The 19,178-nt window shown below is 38.7% G+C and carries 13 protein-coding genes; 7 read left to right on the top strand and 6 right to left on the bottom strand.

What is annotated here, in order from left to right:
• Positions 1-46 precede the first annotated feature (46 nt).
• Entirely contained in the window at positions 47-451 is a 405-nt protein-coding gene (locus tag IO90_RS17355) for a hypothetical protein (protein ID WP_228374715.1), read from the top strand.
• Positions 452-635: 184 nt separating this feature from the next.
• Here the strand turns inward: IO90_RS17355 and IO90_RS17350 are convergent, their stop codons facing one another.
• A complete protein-coding gene (locus IO90_RS17350) occupies positions 636-1,397 on the bottom strand; it encodes a response regulator transcription factor (RefSeq protein WP_034970416.1) in 762 nt (253 codons plus the stop codon).
• A 12-nt stretch (positions 1,398-1,409) separates the two neighbouring features.
• The gene (locus IO90_RS17345; RefSeq protein ID WP_131450912.1) at positions 1,410-2,138 is read right to left on the bottom strand and encodes a hypothetical protein; all 729 of its coding nucleotides are present in this window, start codon (positions 2,136-2,138) and stop codon (positions 1,410-1,412) included.
• Between the two features lie 74 nt (positions 2,139-2,212).
• Between IO90_RS17345 and IO90_RS17340 the strand changes: the two genes are divergently transcribed.
• Positions 2,213-2,773, top strand: coding sequence for a sugar O-acetyltransferase (locus tag IO90_RS17340; protein WP_034970410.1), 561 nt, complete (start codon positions 2,213-2,215; stop codon positions 2,771-2,773).
• Positions 2,774-2,940: 167 nt separating this feature from the next.
• A complete protein-coding gene (locus IO90_RS17335) occupies positions 2,941-5,424 on the top strand; it encodes a hypothetical protein (RefSeq protein ID WP_034970407.1) in 2,484 nt (827 codons plus the stop codon).
• A gap of 219 nt (positions 5,425-5,643) precedes the next feature.
• On the opposite strand, the gene ligA is transcribed toward IO90_RS17335, so the two are convergent.
• Positions 5,644-7,644, bottom strand: a complete 2,001-nt coding sequence (gene ligA / locus IO90_RS17330) for an NAD-dependent DNA ligase LigA (RefSeq protein WP_034970404.1) — start codon at positions 7,642-7,644, stop codon at positions 5,644-5,646.
• Between the two features lie 125 nt (positions 7,645-7,769).
• Here ligA and IO90_RS18735 point away from each other — a divergent pair, with 125 nt between their 5' ends.
• The 4 genes from IO90_RS18735 (at position 7,770) to IO90_RS17310 (ending at position 12,458) form a co-directional block, all read left to right on the top strand.
• Positions 7,770-8,699, top strand: a complete 930-nt coding sequence (locus IO90_RS18735; RefSeq protein WP_076768798.1) for a CHAP domain-containing protein — start codon at positions 7,770-7,772, stop codon at positions 8,697-8,699.
• 391 nt (positions 8,700-9,090) lie between these two features.
• Positions 9,091-10,653 carry a M20/M25/M40 family metallo-hydrolase gene (locus IO90_RS17320; RefSeq protein WP_034970400.1) on the top strand — a complete coding sequence of 521 codons (1,563 nt, stop codon included), beginning with the start codon at positions 9,091-9,093 and terminating at the stop codon, positions 10,651-10,653.
• A 124-nt stretch (positions 10,654-10,777) separates the two neighbouring features.
• Positions 10,778-11,518, top strand: a complete 741-nt coding sequence (locus tag IO90_RS17315; protein WP_034970397.1) for a glycerophosphodiester phosphodiesterase family protein — start codon at positions 10,778-10,780, stop codon at positions 11,516-11,518.
• A 226-nt stretch (positions 11,519-11,744) separates the two neighbouring features.
• Positions 11,745-12,458, top strand: a complete 714-nt coding sequence (locus IO90_RS17310) for a 3-ketoacyl-ACP reductase (protein ID WP_034970394.1) — start codon at positions 11,745-11,747, stop codon at positions 12,456-12,458.
• Between the two features lie 60 nt (positions 12,459-12,518).
• Here IO90_RS17310 and IO90_RS17305 read toward each other — a convergent pair whose 3' ends face one another.
• The 3 genes from IO90_RS17305 to IO90_RS17295 form a co-directional block, all read right to left on the bottom strand.
• Positions 12,519-13,964 carry an FAD-dependent oxidoreductase gene (locus IO90_RS17305; protein ID WP_034970587.1) on the bottom strand — a complete coding sequence of 482 codons (1,446 nt, stop codon included), beginning with the start codon at positions 13,962-13,964 and terminating at the stop codon, positions 12,519-12,521.
• 185 nt (positions 13,965-14,149) lie between these two features.
• On the bottom strand, positions 14,150-16,273 hold the full coding sequence (locus IO90_RS17300; protein ID WP_034970390.1) for a Tex family protein: 2,124 nt from the start codon (positions 16,271-16,273) through the stop codon (positions 14,150-14,152).
• 54 nt (positions 16,274-16,327) lie between these two features.
• Positions 16,328-18,712, bottom strand: a complete 2,385-nt coding sequence (locus tag IO90_RS17295) for a TonB-dependent receptor plug domain-containing protein (RefSeq protein WP_034970385.1) — start codon at positions 18,710-18,712, stop codon at positions 16,328-16,330.
• Positions 18,713-19,178 lie beyond the last annotated feature (466 nt).

Here is a 19,178-nt window from a genome sequence, read left to right as displayed (position 1 = left end):
TTTTTCTGCTAATCTGCTAATTCCGAATCACTTCAAAATCAAGATTATGATGCCTCTTTATTCTCAAATTATTTATCTTTTTTTAATTGCAATCCCCATTTCTTGCATCGTTTGGACGGTCACCCAGGAAGAGATTTTCCGAGAACCCAGAGAATATTGCCAAAAAGTTTGCGGAAGTGCGCAGTCAATCGTGAAGAGAAAATTCTTTTACCTTTTTACTTGCGAATATTGTTTCAGCCATTACATCAGCCTTATATTCCTTGTCATCACGCAGTACAAGCTACTTTACGACGATTGGCGCGGTTATCTTCTCGCATTTTTCGCCTTGGTTTGGGTCGCCAACTGGAATATGAGCCTCTTCGGCTACCTCAGACAAAACCTAAAAGTCGAAAAAATCGAAGCCAAACTAAAAGACATCGACCTCAAAGATGTCCAATCAGAAAAACAATAAACCAAATTTTCAGGAGCCGGGAACCTGCTTTCCGTTGCAATTCCTCGCGCCTACGCTTTGTCCATCTCCTGCTGTGGGATTTCCACTACAATCAGGGCTATGGGATTCTATCATCTTTCAACACTCCCAAATCCCTCAAAATACTCTCCAACTCTCCCACACTCCAACTCCCAAACCCTCCCACTCAAATCCATCCCAATTTAGTCGCCATCACACAAGCTTCCGTCATATTCCCGACGCGCAGTTTTTCAAGAATATTCTGTCGGTGCCGATTCACGGTATTGATACTTATGAAAAGAAGTTCGGCAATTTCCTTGCTTCGCTTTCCATCCTGAATCATCTTCAAAATTTCCTTTTCCCGAACCGATAAAAACGCAGAGTTTCCAGCTTCCGTCTGATGAATCACCGAACCATTCGCTGTATTGATAATCATCCCGTGATGAAGCGAAGAATTCAAAAAATCAAAATGATAGAGACAAAGTGCCAGTTCTACATTTCTATCATTGTCATTGGTGAAGTAAAACATCTTGTGGAAAATCGCTTTTTGGTTTAGATTGTCAGCAATTCTCAATCTGCTGACCACACAATAATCTTTGTGCTCCTCAAACGGAATGGTCTTGATGAACTGAAAAAACTGAAGTTCCAGCAAATGCTTCTGTAAGACATCTTCAGCATTTAATTTGGCAAAAAGTTCTTCCTCCCAAATGCTCTCAATTTCCTGAAAATCTTTATCCTGAAAAATCGCCAGCTCATCAGCCAATTTCCCTGAGTAAACATAACTTTTATTATTTTGAAGGTCGCTCAGAACAGCAATTCCATTTTCCAATTCAACAAAATTCTGTGCAATTTCTTGACATTTTTGAAGTTGTTGGTTTTGGCCTTCGATGGTAGAAGAGAATTCTTGTTGGAGGAGTTTTTCGTTGAGGTCGGATTGGATGGTTTTCATTTTAAGAAAAGTTTACTTAATATCATTAAAAACACCTTTCAAACTTTTTGTATTTATAGGTTTCATTATTTTTTTTGGTTTAAAATGTAAACTTAAAACATTTATTTCAGGTAAATTCTCAGTATAAGTTCCATCTGGATTTGCGTATGTAAAGTTCATTGATTTAGCGACGGTTTTAACAATAATTTCCTTAAGGCTATCTTTAGTATTAATAATTTCAAAACTTCCTAATGCGTAACATTTATTTTTTTCTATATCTTCTCCCATAGTTCTCTCAATATTTTCCAAGCAGATTTCTTTGTCATTAAGATTGAAAGAGTCAAAGCTGTATTCCTTCATTCCACTTGAATTTACCGCACCATAATTTAATATCTTGAGATTTAAATCCTTGAATTTTTCAAATTTTACTCGAACAATTGTATCCTGTGGTTGGTCCAAATAGTTGTCAAATCGATTTATAATTAAAGTGTCATTTTTCCAAGAATGAATATCGCCATTAATTCTGTAACCCCCGCTCTCAGAGAATTTTTTTCCTCTTTCAACAATTATACTTCCACAGATGTCACTGCTAAATGCAAAAGTTCCGAATCGGCAATAATTATAAATTTCATATTTACCATTTGGAGAAATTTGCATTTTAAATTTATAATAGTCATTTTCTTTTTTGATTTCGTGTAGAGATTTGTCTTTACAACTAATTAAAAAAAGTATTATAATTATTAGATTAATATTCTTCATCATAAAATGGTTATAAATCAGTATTGATAAAAACAGCCAAACATCATAAATTTGCCCATTATCAAAGTAAAAATACAATGAATAATCTGAACGAAAAAGAAAAAATGCTGAGCGGAGAAATCTATGACGCTTCCGACAAACATCTCATCAAAGAACGAAATATCGCTAAAGACCTCTGTTTTGAATACAATCATCTCCAGCCTTCCAAGCTTAAAGAAAGAAAAACCTTAATCAAAAAACTCTTCGGCAAAACCGGGAAAATGTTCCACATTGAGCAACCTTTTTACTGCGACTACGGCTACAATATCGAGATTGGCGAGAATTTCTACACCAACGTCAACGTCGTGATTCTCGATTGTGCAAAAGTCACTTTCGGAGACAACGTGATGATTGCACCCAACTGCGGATTCTACACAGCCGGTCATCCATTCGATGTGGAGCAACGCAACAAAGCTTTGGAATATGCTTATCCAATTACAGTTGGAAATAATGTCTGGATTGGCGCGGGTTGTAGCATTCTTCCTGGCGTCAGGATTGGAGACAATACGGTGATAGGAGCGGGAAGTGTTGTGACCAAAGATATTCCTGCCAATGTTTTAGCGGTCGGAAATCCCTGCAAAGTCATCCGCGAACTTTAAAAATTTAGGGGATAAAGTTTTTAGAATTAAAAAAATTAGTTTTTGGACTGTATAAAAAGTGAGGGTTTTAATTAATGAAACTGTTAAATCTTTAACAAAAGTTTATATTTTCCGTAGTATTTTTATAACATTCTAATCAATAGTTTTGTTTCATTAATAAAAGCTAAATGACTAAACTTCTATCCCATCTATTTTTCTTTATTTCAATCTTATTTTTTGGTCAAACTCAATTAAAGGTTTTCAGCAAAGCTGACAAAAAACAAATAGAAAATGCATCCGTTTATTGCGAAGACAATCTCCTAGGAAAAACCGATTTTGAAGGCAAATTATCATTCAAAACCAAATGTAAAAAAGTAGAAATCCTTGCCAGCAATTTTGATGATGCTTTGGTTGACGTGAAAAAATCAATGGATGTTGCTTTGATTGCGTCGTCGGAAAAGAATAACAACATAGAAAAAGTCATCATCAGCGACAAAAGTGACCCGCGAGCTTTGAAGATTCTGGATGAACTTAATAAAAGAGCAAAAGACAATTCGCCAAAATCTCTGGACACATACAATTTTAAGTCCTACACCAAATTTTCCATCGATGTAGATAAGGATTCGATTGATACATTCAAAAATTTCTTGGCCTCAAGACAAGATTCGCTATCGAAAATTGACAAGAAGGAATTCAAACAAAAAGAAAGCGAAAAGAAAGATTCATTGATCAACGAAGATTTTCTGAACGCTTCGAAAGAAAGCCAAATGTTCCTTTGGGAAAAAGCAACAGAGTACAAATATTCGCAGAAATTCGGTGAAAAAACCAATATTATAGACAACAGAATGTCTGGTTTTAAAAACCCAATTTATGAAGCGTTGGCGATTAATATTTCAAATCTCAACAGAACACCACGACAATTGAGAGAAGAAAACAGAAAGCTTTTCAATTTCTATATGTCGGACACTTTGCAGTTGGACGGCAGAAAAACCTACGTCATCAAATTCAAAGAAATCACAGATAAGAAAAAGCAAAATCCAAGAAAATTCAACGGGAAAATCTATGTCGATGCAGAAAGTTTTGCCCTGAAGAAATTTGAAAGTGCCAGCAAAAAAAGAAACGAAGGCGACATTGTCTCCGTATGGAAACCTATCGGCAACAAATGGTTTTTGGATTATGAGGACATCAAACTCAAAATGGGCGACCAGACTTTCAACACATCCAAGAAAGACAGCGTGAAGACCGACAGCCTGAAAAAAGGTGCAAAACTGACCGATAGACAAAAATACAACAGCAAAACTTTCGGAAATTACCTCTACGTCAAAAACCGATTTTTCGATTTTGAAGTCAATGAATCTCAAAATGCTTCAGATTTCAAAGGCTATTCTCTAGAGATGAAAAACTCAGACGGAAGTCTTCTCGAAAAATACAGAACCGACAGCCTTACCGCAAGAGAAAGCGCGACTTACACACAGATTGACAGCTTTGTAGAAAAACACGATTTCGAGAAGAAGCTCGGTTTTCTAACGCAATTGTTGCGAGGGAATCTCCGCTACAAAATGATTGATTTCGACTTGACCAAATTTCTGAGCTACGACAAATACCAAGGTTTCCGTTTGGGAGCAGGCGTAAAATTGAATGAGAAATTCAACAAAACATTTTCTCCCGATGGCTATTTCGGTTACGGATTCAAAGACAAAAAATGGAAATACGGGTTAGGTTTGGACGTGAAACTGTCGCAGGAAAAAACTTCCATTTTCAGGATAGATTATGTGGATGATGTCTTTGTAGCAGGAAGATTCAGCAATACGATATGGGATATGAGAATGAAGATTGCAGATATGAATATGGACTGGCAAAACGACAATTTTTACAAAAACCAAAAGTGGGGCGCATCCTATTTGTACGATGTTTCCAATTCTTTGAGCGTGAGACTTGCCCTAAACAAGGAAAAACAGCAGGCGCTTTTCGATTATCAATACAAAGATCTGGGCAATAGATTTGATAATGTAAGCTCCACATTCTCATTGAAATATTCTCCAAACGACAAAAATATAATGACGCCAAGCGGGAAATACACATTTGAAAAAGGATTTCCTCAGGCGTACGTCAATTTTGAAAAAGGCGTAGATGCCTTGGGCGGAAACTTAGATTACAACAGACTCGACGCTTTGATAATCCACCATTTCAGAACGAAAATAGGCTACACCAACTTCAAACTTTTCGGTGGGATTTCTTCTGGAAATGCACCCATTTGGAAAAATTTTGAGATTGCAGGTCAAACCGATGTCAACCTAAACAAGTGGTACTCAAACATCAACACGCCCAACAATTTGGCATTTACCACGATGCCTGCGGGAACTTTTTTTGCCGATAGATTTGTCGCTTTCCAAGTGTCGCAGTTTTTGCCTTGGAGGTTCAAGACTTTGGGTTTCAGATATTCCACCATCGAGTTGGAGTACCAATCTGCCATCGGAAATCTGAAAAACAGAACCGATCATCAGTTCCGTTTTCGAGTGCTAGATCACTATTATCAGGAAGTTGGCGTTACTTGGAATCAATTTTTGGGCAGGAATTTCGGAGTCGGTTTCGCTTACAGATTGGGGCATTATCAAACTTCCGTGTTCAAAGAAAACTTCGGAATCAAACTGAAATTCGGACTTTTGAACTAAGAATTTAATCAATTTTAGGAGCTTAATCCCGCTGTCCACTATATCTTTTTTGTCATTGCGAGCGACGTGAAGCATTTTGAACTCACGATTCCATCGCAATGCCAAAAAAGGATGCCGTTCCCATCGGGGCTAGGGGTTTTGTCTTTATTTTCAACTTTTGTCAAATCAATTTTTCTATCCCAATATCTTGATTCTCAAATCTTGTATATTGAATCTATTTTATCCAATCAAATCCAAAAACTCCTGCTCATCAAGAATGGTAATCGTCCCAATATCCTGAGCTTTCTTCAATTTGCTTCCTGCCTTTTCACCAACAACGAGATAATTGAGGTTTTTAGAAACCGCAGAAATATTCTTTCCGCCGTGTTTTTCAACCATTTCTTCCGCAGATTCTCGGGTAAACAGCGATAATTTTCCGGTGAACAAAAACGTTTTTCCTTCCAAGGCATTCGATAGAACTTCGTTGGTGTTTTCTCCTTTTTCCAGCTGAACGCCGTAAGATTTTAATCTTTCCAGCATCAAAATATTTTCAGGATTACTGAAAAAATCAACGATGCTCACCGCGATTTTCATCCCGATATCTTCTACCTGACATAGTTCTTCTGCAGTCGCTTTTTTCAAATCTTCAATGGTGTTGAAATTTTTCACCAGTTTCTTCGCAACCGTTTCACCAACGTGTTTGATGCCAATTCCGAACAGAACTTTTTCAAACGGAATTTCCTTTGATTTTTCAATGCCGTCAATAATATTCTGAGCCGATTTTTCAGCCATTCTTTCCAAAGGCAGAATCTGTTCTTTCGTTAAAGCATAAAAGTCTGCAGGATTTTCAATCAATCTTTCTTTATACAACTGTTCGATGGTTTCACTTCCCAAATTATCAATATTTAAAGCCTTTCGGGAAACATAATGAATCATTCTTCCCACCACCTGAGGCGGACAATGCAAATCATTCGGGCAAAAATGAATCGCCTGGTCTTCCAGTTTTATCAGTTCAGTTCCGCATTCCGGACAGTTTTTGATGTACTCAATTTCTTTGCTTTCTGATGTTCTTTTTTCCTCGTTGACGCCGACGATTTTAGGAATAATTTCACCACCTTTTTCCACATACACAAAATCGTGTTCGTGCAGACCGAGTTTTTTAATAATATCTTCATTGTGAAGAGAAGCACGTTTTACGGTCGTTCCTGCTAATAAAACTGGTTTCAGATTTGCCACAGGCGTAATCGCTCCCGTTCTGCCGACCTGATAAGTCACTTTTTCAAGCTCGGTTTCTACTTTTTCAGCTTTAAATTTATAAGCCATCGCCCATCGCGGAGATTTCGCTGTGTAACCCAGCTGTCTCTGCTGTTTTAAAGAATTGACTTTCAGAACGATTCCATCGATTTCAAAAGGCAGATTATGTCTTTCCGTATCCCAGAAGTTGATGAACTCTTTTATTTCATCTAAATTTTTGCAGAGTTTTGCCTGAGCTGAAATCGTAAAGCCCCAATCCTGAGCATTGTGAAGCAACTCCCAATGACTTTCCGCCGGAGCTTCCTGCGAAACAAACTGATACAAAACCGAAGACAGTCTGCGTTTTCTCACCTCAGCGCTATCTTGCATTTTCAGACTTCCGCTTGCCGTATTTCTTGGGTTCATAAAAAGGTCAAGACCTTCTTCTTCACGCTGTTTATTGATTTTATCAAAGTTTTTTCTCGTCAGATAAATTTCACCACGCATAAAAAAACGTTCAGGAAAATCTCCAGCTAGTTTTACCGGAATATCTGAAATGGTTTTCACGTTGGAAGTGATTTCATCACCCTGAAATCCGTCGCCACGCGTAACAGCCTGTACCAGTTTTCCGTTTTCATACAGAATTGAAATCGAAGCACCGTCGTACTTTAATTCAGCTACAAATTCTACAGGCTCATCAATAGTTTTAATGATGCGTTTTTCCCAGTCTGCCAAGTCATCAAAATCGTAAGAATTATCCAGAGAGTACATTCTAAACTGATGCTGAATGGTCGGGAAAATTTTTGTCACACCGCCACCAACGCGGACAGTCGGAGAATTGTCATCGTGAAATTCGGGATATTCTGCCTCCAAATCCTGGAGTTCTTTTAATAATAAATCAAATTCAAGGTCAGAAATGCTGGGCTCATCCATCAGATAATAGTTTTCATTATGCTGGTTGAGTTCTTTGCGGAGCTGTTCTATCTTTTGCTGAATGTTTTCGGACATCGGGAATTAATTTTTACAAATGTAGGCATTAGAATAAAAGTTCAAAAATGGATTTTGACAAAACTTATATTTGATAATGAACCAAAGAATATTTCATTAATTTTACCAAAAGCATATCATTTAAAATGAAGAAAAAAATAGTTGCAGTTGCAGTTTTTCTAGTAATTATACTGTCGGTTAACTGGTCGGTCAAAAAATTTAATCTTAGTCAGAAGTATGAGGTTGGTCAGAAACTAGACAGTTTGAATGGTGTTGTGGTTTACTACAATGGTGGCGTGAATCACGTGGAGGAAAGAAATACGACAAAACATGGCTACAATCTTGGCCTCAAATACCAATGTGTAGAATTTGTGAAAAGATATTATTACGAATACTTACATCACAAAATGCCCGACAATTATGGCAACGCCAAAGATTTTTTTGACGGAAAACTAAAAGATGGCGAGATGAATGAGAAACGGGGATTGTTGCAATTTCAGAACTCAAGCCGTTTAAAACCTAAGGTTAATGATTTGATAATTTTCAGTGGAAGCCTGTTCAACCGTTATGGCCACGTTGCGATTATCTCCAAAGTTTCGGACAATGAAATAGAAATTATTCAGCAAAATCCGGGACCATTTAGTCTGCCGAGAGAAACTTTTCCGCTCGAAGTTAAAAACGGAAAATGGGAAATCAAAAACGACCGCGTTCTTGGCTGGCTTCGAAAAGATACAACTGAAACTGGATCAACCGAAAAAGCAGAACCCAATATATTTTCATCAAAATATCTTGAGATAAAAGATGCCTTAGTTGATTCTAACAATTTGATTCTTAATAAAGTTGATTTTGAAAAATTATCTAAATTGAAAACAGATTCAACAAAGACAGACCTTTGGGAATGCGGAAACCCATTTGAATGGCTCGACAGACCTTGGATGGAGAAGACCTATGGGAAATACAATGAGAAAGCGGGTAATTTCTCAAACTTCAATGGTGAAATCACAACGATTTACAAAAAAGGAATCGAATATTCAACCAACAATCACATCGTTCTTTTTGACAGGGCAGAAGCGTAAAATCATAACTTCAGCATTCCGTCACACCATATTATTTTAGATAAAAGGACCACGCTGAAAGATTTCAAAAAACTATTTCCACAGCTTGATGTTGAACCGGTGAGTAATAATGAAGTACGATTTAGAATTTATCTCAATCATCTTTCGGACGATGCGTTTTTATTTTATTTTAAAGACGGGAAACTTCAGAATTTTAATTTGTGGTGGCTTTTGTGTTAAATGTTCTTTATTGGTGAAAATCATTATCTTTTTTAAACTTTGAAAGTCTTTGCATTTTTGATTTTTCTTTTGTGACTTTTATGGTTTAACACTTTTTTTGTTATTTTTGAGCCAGCGCCAAGACCAGTTTTCTCCCGATTTTACTATCTTTATCGGAATCAAATAAAAAGATATGAAGCGAAACACTTTGTTCACGATGTCTGCAGTTTTCTTTGCAGTCCAATTTTCTAACGCTCAAACCAAATCAACAGAAAAACTCAATCCGATTGTCGAAAGTTTTGTCAACGAGGCCAACAACAATTCCCAACTCGAGGATATGGCCTACGAACTTTTGGACGGCATCGGACCAAGATTGGTCGGAACCCCCGAAATGCTTTCTGCCAATAATTACACCGCCGATAAACTGAAATCTTGGGGCATCGAAGCAAACCTTCAGCAATTTGGAACGTGGAAAGGTTGGCAACGTGGAACCACACACGTGGATATGGTTTTTCCAAGAACAAAAACTTTGTCGGCAACGCAATTAGCCTGGAGTCCATCAACCAAAAAAGCAGTTGAAGCAGAAGTCGTGATTCTTCCCAAAGTAACTTCCAAAGCCGAGTTTGACAAATGGTTACCATCAGTGAAAGGAAAAATTATTTTGATGGCGCAATATCAGAAAATTGGTCGTTCCGATGAGCAAATCAAGGAATTTGCAACACCGGAATTGTACGACAAACTGAAAGCCGAAAAACAGCAGGCTACCAAAGATTTTCAAGACTATATCAAAACGATTGGCTACGACAACAACACGTTGCCAGAAGCTCTGGAAAAAGCAGGTGCATCGGGCATCGCCATTTCCAACTGGACGGGAATTATGAGCACCAACCGTATTTTCGGAGCCAAGACCAAAAAGATTCCAATGTTCGATATTGATTTGGAAGATTACGGAATGCTTTACAGAATGGCGGAAAAAGGTGCGAAACCGAGAATCAAAATCGATGCGCAATCCAAAGTGCTTCCAGAAGCGAAATCTTTCAACACCATCGGAATCATCAAAGGAAAAGAGAAACCCAACGAATATATCATTCTTTCTGCTCACCTCGATTCTTGGGACGGCGCGCAAGGTGCGACGGACAACGGAACGGGAACTTTGACGATGCTCGAAACAATGCGAATACTCAAAAAATATTATCCAAATAACAAACGGACCATCATCGTCGGACTTTGGGGAAGCGAAGAACAAGGACTGAACGGCTCACGTGGTTTCGTGGTAGACAATCCTGAAATCATCAAAGGCGTACAGGCAGTTTTCAATCAAGACAACGGAACGGGTAGAGTGGTGGACATCAGCGGACAAGGTTTCAAAGATTCTTACGCGTACATCGGAAAATGGCTGGATGCGGTTCCTAAAAAAGTGAAGGACAATATCAAGACCAACTTCCCGGGAATGCCTGGTGGAGGCGGTTCCGACCACGCTTCTTTTGTTTCGGCTGGTGTTCCTGGATTTTCATTAAGTTCTTTAAATTGGGGCTATTTCGGTTACACTTGGCACACGACCAAAGATACTTATGACAAAATTGTCTTTGATGAGTTGAAGAACAATGTGATTCTGACAGCCACTTTAGCTTATATGGCTTCCGAAGACCCAGAATTCACAAGCCGTGAAAAAAGAGTGATGCCAAACGACGAAAAAGGCGAACCAATGAAATGGCCAGTTGCACGTGAGCCGAAGAGAACGAGCAACGACGAATAATTTTATTTGGTTAAAGAAACAAATTCAAAAATATTTTCTCTTGCAGATTATGCAGATTACTCAGATTTCATTTAATATAATCTGATTGATTTGCCAAATCAGCGAGAGTTTTAAAAAAAGTTTAATGAAGAAACTAATTCTAGGATTAACGATTTTAAGTTCAATAATAATGAATGCCCAAACCCAAATCATCGCGCACAGAGGCTATTGGCAAACCAATCCGCCAACAACGGAAAACTCATTGAAGGCTTTGGAGAATGCACAAAAGCTGAAAATCTACGGCGCAGAATTCGATGTGAGAATGACCAAAGATGGGGTTCTCGTCATCAACCACGATGAGCACCACGGGAAAATGGAAGTCTCTGAAACGGATTTCAAAACATTGGAAAAACTCAAACTTTCCAATGGCGAGAAGTTTCCCACGTTGAAAGATTATTTGAAACAAGGCAAAAAAGATTCGTCTCTCAAATTGATTGTTGAAATCAAACCTGCAAAAATGCCAGAACTTGAGAACGAGATTGTTAAGAAAACCATTCAAACCATCAAGGAATTAAAGTTGGGATCTCAGAGCGAATTCATCTCTTTTAGTTTAAATGTCTGTAAAGAAATCAAAAAAGTAGAACCTAAATTCAAAGTACAATATTTGGAAGGCAACCTTTCTCCTCAACAGATAAAGGCAGAAGGATTGGACGGCATCGATTATCATTACAGCGTTTTCGAAAAGAATCCGACTTGGATTTCAGAAGCGAATGCATTAGGATTAATCACCAATTCCTGGACTGTAAATGACATTGAAGTTTATAAAAAACTCAAAGAACAAGGCTTGAAATTCGTCACCACGAATGTTCCAGACCAATTGAAATAGGTTTTCATCGCAAAGTCGCAATTAATTTTTGTGATTGAGATATTATAAGTCGCAAAGTTTTTTTTGCGACTTTTTTTTGACATTTGTAATTCAATCAAGTTTGCGCCTTTGCGATAAAATCCTCCGCCTTATAGACTTACCAAATGATAAGATTTCATTAAATCTAATTGCAATGTTTCTTTTCTAAACAATCGTTTGGTAAATTTGCACCTTCAAAATGATTACAATGAATTTAAAAGGAAAAAACGCCATCATAACTGGTGGTGGAAGAGGCCTTGGGAAAGCGGTTGCGCAAATCCTAGCCAATGAAGGCGTGAACGTCGGCATCACAGGAAGAAACGAAAATTATCTCAAAATAACAGCAAACGAACTGAAAGCAACTGGCGTCAAAGTAGCTTACGCGGTTTTCAGTGTGGACAATGAATTGGAAGTGAAAGCCGGAATCGAGTCGCTTGCGGAGCAACTAGGCGGTGTGGATATTTTGGTCAACAATGCCGGAATAGGCGACTTTGGAAGCATCGAGGAAATGCCTTCTGAGACTTGGGAACAAGTGATTAGAACCAATCTTTTCGGTGTTTATTACGTGGCGAAAGCCGTTCATCCTTTCTTGAAAGAAAAAGGTCAGGGCGATATCGTAAATGTAGCTTCCACAGCTGGTTTGAAAGGCGGACCAAATATGTCAGCCTACGCCGCTTCGAAAGCCGCAGTGGTTTCATTATCACAATCGATGATGGCGGAATGGAGAAAGGAAAACATCCGTGTCATCACTTTGACGCCAAGTACCATCGCATCGGATATGAGCATCAACGGCGGTTTGACGGACGGCAATCCAGACAAAGTCCTTCAGCCAGAAGATTTTGCAGAATGGGTGAGAGATATCCTGAAAATGAACAGACGTGCATTGATTGCCAACGGTTCTATTTTCTCAACAAATCCTTAAGCTTAGAATAAAAAAGCAAAAAGCGGTTTTACAACAATGTAGAACCGCTTTTTTATTGGATTAATCTTTCCTTTTCAAAACTTTCCCCCGTGGCTCATTCCCTTCATAAAGCGCAATTTCGGAATGGAGGAACTGTGCGGCGGCCGCAGAATCTTCAACTTTAATGGAACTTCGCTGTATCATTTCTGATTCGAAATCGGATAGGACACTTTTCCTGATTCCATCGGTTCGCCATTGCGATAATGGTCTGCATTTTTTTGAGATTTCACGAGCTAAAGACAGCGCATCCAACAGAGCCTGATTGGCACCTTGCCCTTTGAAAGGACTCATCGGATGTGCGGCATCGCCAATCAACGTGGCTTTTCCGAAGTTTTTCATTAATTCTGACGTGAGCAATGCACGGTCATAAACAGGATATCCGGAAATCTGACTTGCCAATGTGGAACTAATGATTTCGGGAATAGGAGAATGCCAATTGGTCCTTTTAATGGCTTCTTCTTTAAGTGCTTCTGAACCTTTACTGCTGAGGTTTTTTGCTTCGTTCTCAGACATCGGAAAACTGAGTTGCCACATTATGGAATCGGCATCAAATGGCATCATATAAATCCTCTCATTCCCATTGGCTGTCTGAAAAACCGTTGCTGAGTCTAATAAATGATGGTCTGGATTTTCTAATGCATTCAATGGACAAATGCCTAAAATCACGATGCAATCCAAATAGCGCAAAGGGGAAATTTCTTCACCAATTAAAATATTACGAACCGCACTTCGGATGCCGTCTGCACCGACTATGAAATCTACTTTTTCAATTGTTGATTCGCCATTGACTTGAAAGTTGAGGTCAATTTTACCGTCTTGAGTTTCATTAAAATCAATGAGTTGATGTCCCCATTTTATCTTGTCATTTCCGCCCAATTGTTCGATGAATGTAGAACGGAGCGATTGTCTAGCGATATGGATATTGGTCTTTTTTGGGGATTGTTTCTCGGAATTTTGAAGCCACTTTCGCATTCCCCATTCGGCAACAACTTTTCCGTCGGGCGTGTGAACCAGATGTCTTGTTGAGACCACGCCTTTTTCCAGTTTTGAAATCCCAAAACCTTCAATAGCTTTGCTGGCTTGCTGCAAGGTAAGCCCGTAACCTTGGGACCGTTCATTAAAACTATTGTCACGTTCATAAATCGTAAAAGGAATCCCGCGGTGCAAACAAGCTACGGCCAATGCAACACCACCAATCCCAGCACCAATGATGGCGATGTGCGGAAGATTCTCTGTATCTGGAATCGGAAAACTATCCGAAGCAATCAATCCTGAGCCAGAGCAAGTTAGGCAAACATACCAATGGGCTTCCGGTGGAGTGGGTTCAATTCCATCACGGCCTGCTTTCTCAAATTCCAACAAGGCTTTTTGGTAATGAAAGCGCGCACTTTTCTTGATTCTCCGCTTTTTCTTTCCGAGGCCTAGGCAGTCTTTGCAGATGTTGAAAAAAGGTGTTTTGGTTTGCATTTTATTATGGTCGTTCTGATAGGATTTGAACTTTATCAATTTTTATAACCACAAAAGTCACAAAAGTTGTAATTCTTTGTAAGTTATTCAAAAGTGAAAAAAAGGTCAAAGTTATATAGTTTTCTTTTTTGGTCTTCTGCAATGATGAATGTAGATTTCTCTTTTGTGACTTTTGTTGTTAACGCTTACAAAATCATCGTCAACTGGATTCTTTTCCTCGCCTCATCTACTTCAACCACTTTCACCTGAACGTGCTGATGTAGCTTCACCACTTCATTCACATCCGAGACAAAACCGTCTTTTAATTGTGAAATATGAACCAATCCACTTTTTTTGATTCCCAAATCTACGAAACATCCGAAAGCCGTAATGTTGTTCACAATGCCTGGAAGTATCATTCCTGGGTTGAGATTTTTAATTGATTTTACATTTGGGTCAAACTCGAAAACTTTTGCTGCTTTTCTTGGGTCCAATCCTGGCTTTTCTAATTCTTTAAGAATATCCTTAATTCCTAGAATTCCTATTTCATTAGTAATATATTTTTCTGGATTGATGAGTGCAATCTTTTCTTTATTCGAAATAAAATCTTCAGTTTTAAGGCCTAGGTCTTTCGCCATTTTCTCAATGGTCTTATAAGCTTCTGGATGCACCGCCGAATTATCCAAAGGATTTTTAGCGTTTTTGATTCTGACGAAAGCTGCAGCTTGCTGATAGGCTTTTTCGCCCAACCTTGGTACTTTTTTAAGTTCTTTTCTTTCCATGAAGGCACCATTTTCTGTTCGGTAGTTAACGATGTTCTCAGCCATTTTCTCTCCGATTCCTGAAACATAACTTAATAGCGATTTGCTCGCAGTGTTAAGATTTACACCAACCGAGTTCACGGAGCTAATGACCGTATTGTCCAATTCCTCCTTCAGTTTGTTCTGGTCCACATCGTGCTGGTATTGCCCAACACCAATGGATTTGGCATCGATTTTTACGAGTTCAGCCAACGGGTCGGCTAATCTTCGTCCGATAGAAACTGCGCCTCGAACTGTGACGTCATAATTTGGAAACTCGTCTCTGGCAATCTTGCTCGCTGAATAGATGGAGGCTCCAGCTTCTGACACGACAAAAACCTGAATCGGTTTATCAAAGGCAATTTTCTTAATGAAAAATTCCGTTTCTCGTCCAGCCGTTCCGTTTCCGATGGAAATGGCTTGAATATTATAGGCATTCACCATCGAGCGGATTTTCTTCATCGCCATTCCGGTTTCGTTCTGTGGCGCGTGTGGATAGATGGTTTCGTTGTTTAGCAGGTCGCCTTTCTCATCCAGACAAACCACTTTGCAACCTGTTCTGAATCCTGGGTCGATTGCCAAAATCCTTTTTTCTCCCAATGGCGACGCTAGCAATAATTGCTGAAGATTCTCAGAGAAAACCTCAATCGCTTTGATGTCTGCTTTTTCTTTGGCTTCCTGCAAGGCTTCATTGGAAATGGCAGGTTCCAAGAGGCGTTTGTAGGAATCTGCAATGGCGAGTTCTATTTGTTTGGTCGTGGAATTGTTGCTTTTGATGACGGCATTTCCCATCATTTCTAGCGCTTCTTCTTTGTCAACATCGACAGAAACTTTCACAAAACCTTCATTTTCTGCGCGGAGCATAGCCAACAATCTGTGGCTTGGGATTCGGTTCAGCGCTTCCTGCCATTCAAAATATTGGGAGAATTTCTGAGCCGATTCGTCTTCTTTCTTAGCTTTTACAACTTTCGAAATAATAATTGCTTTTCTTTGAAAAAGTCTTCGCAAATTTTTTCGGATGTACAGATTTTCATTGATCCATTCGGCCATGATGTCTCTCGCGCCTTGCAAAGCTTCTGCTTCATTTGCCACATCTTTGTTGAGGTATTTGGAGGCAAGAAATTCCACATCGTCATTACGCTGGCTCATGATGATCTTGGCCAATGGCTCCAAACCTTTTTCTCTGGCTGAATCCGCTTTGGTTTTCTTTCGTTTTTTATAAGGCAGATAAAAATCTTCTAATTCTTGAAGGTCAAAACTCTGTTCTATTTTTTGTTTGAGTTCAGGATTCAGCGCACTCTGTTCTTCAATGGATTTCAGGATGCTTTCTTTCCGTTTGGTAATCTCATCAAACTGTTTATTCAATTTGAAAATACCTTCGATCGCCACCTCGTCCAGATTTCCTGTTCTGTCTTTTCTGTAACGCGCGATGAAAGGGATGGTGCAGTCTTCTGATAAAAGTTGAAGTGTGCTATCTATGCTTTTGGCTGGTAGGTTTAGTTGATTCTGTATAAACTCGGTCGTATTCATTCGGCATTTTTGAGATGGCTAAAATACTGACTATTTTCTTTGATTCCGATTTTTCTAAGGAAGTATTTCGCTGTAGTAGAGTGGTATGTGGACGCTGTCGTCATCCAAGGAAATAATGGTCACTTTTTGCTTTTTAGGCGAATCATTATTATAGAATTGGATGATGGCGTCTTGTTTGTCTTTGGTTGCAACGTTGGGATTCCAATATAGTAATTTGCGCAAATCTGTTGGAATATCGCTAGGATTTGTGTTTTTATAATCGATGTTGTTGTAGGCAAGTTCTTTATCAAAACCATTGAGGACAATCTCATTCATTCCAGACTTGGTACCATCTTTTTCATTAGAGCTTCCACCTCTTTTGGTGTAGATGGCAACGCTACTTCCAGATCTTACGGCAGAAATCCCCTTGAAAACTTTGATCATGGCAATATCATTCACGCTGATGCCATTCAGCATACTTGGTTCTGCACGCATCTCATCCAAAAAGATGGTAGCTCTGCTTCCTCGGATGTAAGCCACAGATTGACCCATTTCTCGGCGTATCTCTAAACCGGCAACACGGCCATTCAACCATTGCAGAATATCTGGCGAGCCCATTGCACTCATATTGTCATTCACAAAATCAAAAACAATCTCGTCTGCACTCTGGAACATAGAACTGCTCAGCTCTTTGTTTAGTACTTTTGTTTTGTCTTTTTTCTTGGCTTTCAGTTTTACCTCCTCAATCTCATTGATTTTTTGATCAAAATTCTTCTGGATTTTTTTCGCAACAACGTATTGTGCTATTTCAGGATCTGCCTCTTCATCTTTAGATCTTGGTTCGAGTCTATATTCACTTGTAGGAAGCGTATTAAGATAAGGAATAGCGCTTAGATTTGATTTGGCAAAAACTTTTACATTGTTAGTGTTTTTAGCGCCATTGAGTTGATAGTAGAATTTGTAAGTATCATCAAAGATCATATTCTGCATCGCAAAGTTGCCCGAGTTATCTGTCTTCACAGGTATGATCTTCAAATCAGAATTTTCATTTCGATAAGCAAGGTTGAACTCTGTGTTTGGTGCAGGACTTTGATTGATGGTAAGGCTTCCTGTGTATGAGAGGTAAGGTTCTGGCTTGTGTTTTATGAAGGGATAATTTCCGGTAATGATATTTTTCCAATCAAACCTTTTCCATCGTTCCGATATCAAAAGTGCATCCAGTGCCTCTGTACTTCTATTTTTAGAAAAATATTGCGCAGGAGATTTGATGACGGAGGTCAAATCATTTGTCAGCCAAAGATCACTGAGAAGATTATGGGACACTTGTATGTTTTCATCAGCTATATCCTGTACCAAAACGGTGTAACTGGAATAATTGGTCTGTGGTGCAAATTCGAATTGATTAAGACTTCTTGGTTGATTAGACTTTTTGATAGATTGTAAGTTCGGTTTTTGCACCTCCAGATTATTCGGCTTTACAAAGCAAAGTCTGCTAGCAATGACTTTCTCATTCTCATTAAAAACTGTGAGTTGCAAAATACCATTGATGAGCTGTTGCGTTGGAATAGAGTAGGAATCCCGACCGGTTTTTTTGTGAACCGCTTTATAAACCAATCTATTATTGATAGTTCCAATGATTTTATAATTTTTCAGATCGATATTCCCCGAACTTCCAATGAGTTGATATTTTATAGCACTGTCATTACTGATTACTTTTAGATAAATTCCCTTTTCTTGTACCACTGGTAGATCTATCATACTTTGTTTCCCCAGATTATCCTGAACAATTACTTGATATTTTTTTCCTTTCTGTGGCGTCATAGAGAGAAAACCTACATTTTCATCCAAACCTTGAAAGCTTGCAATGGCAACCTCTGGTTTTTCAGAATCTACAACAGTTCCTTTCCATGATTTTGGGCTTCCACCATTAGTGTGTAATCTTACCGCCATTTTTGTTTCTACACCATCTATAAAAGAACCACTTTCCGGATGTACTGTGGCAGACCAATTAGAAACGGGATTTTTCACCAATTTCTCTTCCGAAGATGGATTGTAAACTGCAATTTGTTTTACATAAATAAAATCCTCACTGAAATTAGAGATCCAACTAGTGTATGCACGCAAGTAATATATATTTTCTTTTAGATCCTCCGCTAATTTTAGATTCCCCTTGCCTTCTCCTTTATATAAAGGAAGAAGTTTTTTAGTCACTAATTTTTTATTAGCATCATACAACTCAACAAAAAGCGATGTCGAAATCTCTGAGCGGGTGTTGCCGTCAAACACAAAAGCTTTGAACCAAATCTGATCACCAGAGATATAACGATCCTTGTCCAATATAATGCTAATCTTCTCCTGTGGAAATTTTTCTTCATATTGCTGGATTGCAACTTCTGCTTTTGTTTGAGCTCTCATAAAACAAGCTGTGCAGACCAAAAGTAATAATGTCAATTTTTTCATCGGTTTAGTTTTTTTCAAAAATATAGATTCAAACTTAAAAAAACAAGATCACATTGGTTTACGGAAAAATGAGCTACACTTATTATATATATAGTCAAGTCCGGGATTTCTTTCGGCTACAGATTCTAAGATATAGTATTGGGGCAATTCCGGAAAATTTCCCTTTCTGATTCCGGCGCTATTTTCCGGACCGGGCTATCCGCTGCAATCTTTTTACAAAGCCCTCCTTTCCTTTCCCTTCGCAAGACCTTTGTAAAAAGGATTTCCACTGCTATCCCTATCGCGGGATCGCATATCGAGACCACTCATCTGTCCCGTGTCCACTTTCCCTTTGAAATTAATGTCTTTGAAAACCAGCGCGATACTTGAATGTCCGTTTAAAATTTGCGAATATATTTGCGGTTTCGGAAAAAGTTCCTACTTTTGCAACCGCTTTAAGAGAGCAGCGCAGAAGCCCGGTGAGACG

The sequence above is a fragment of the Chryseobacterium sp. FH1 genome (assembly GCF_000735135.1).
In the GTDB taxonomy this organism is placed as follows: Bacteria; Bacteroidota; Bacteroidia; order Flavobacteriales; family Weeksellaceae; genus Epilithonimonas.
This window is presented reverse-complemented; position numbering and strand designations above follow the sequence as displayed.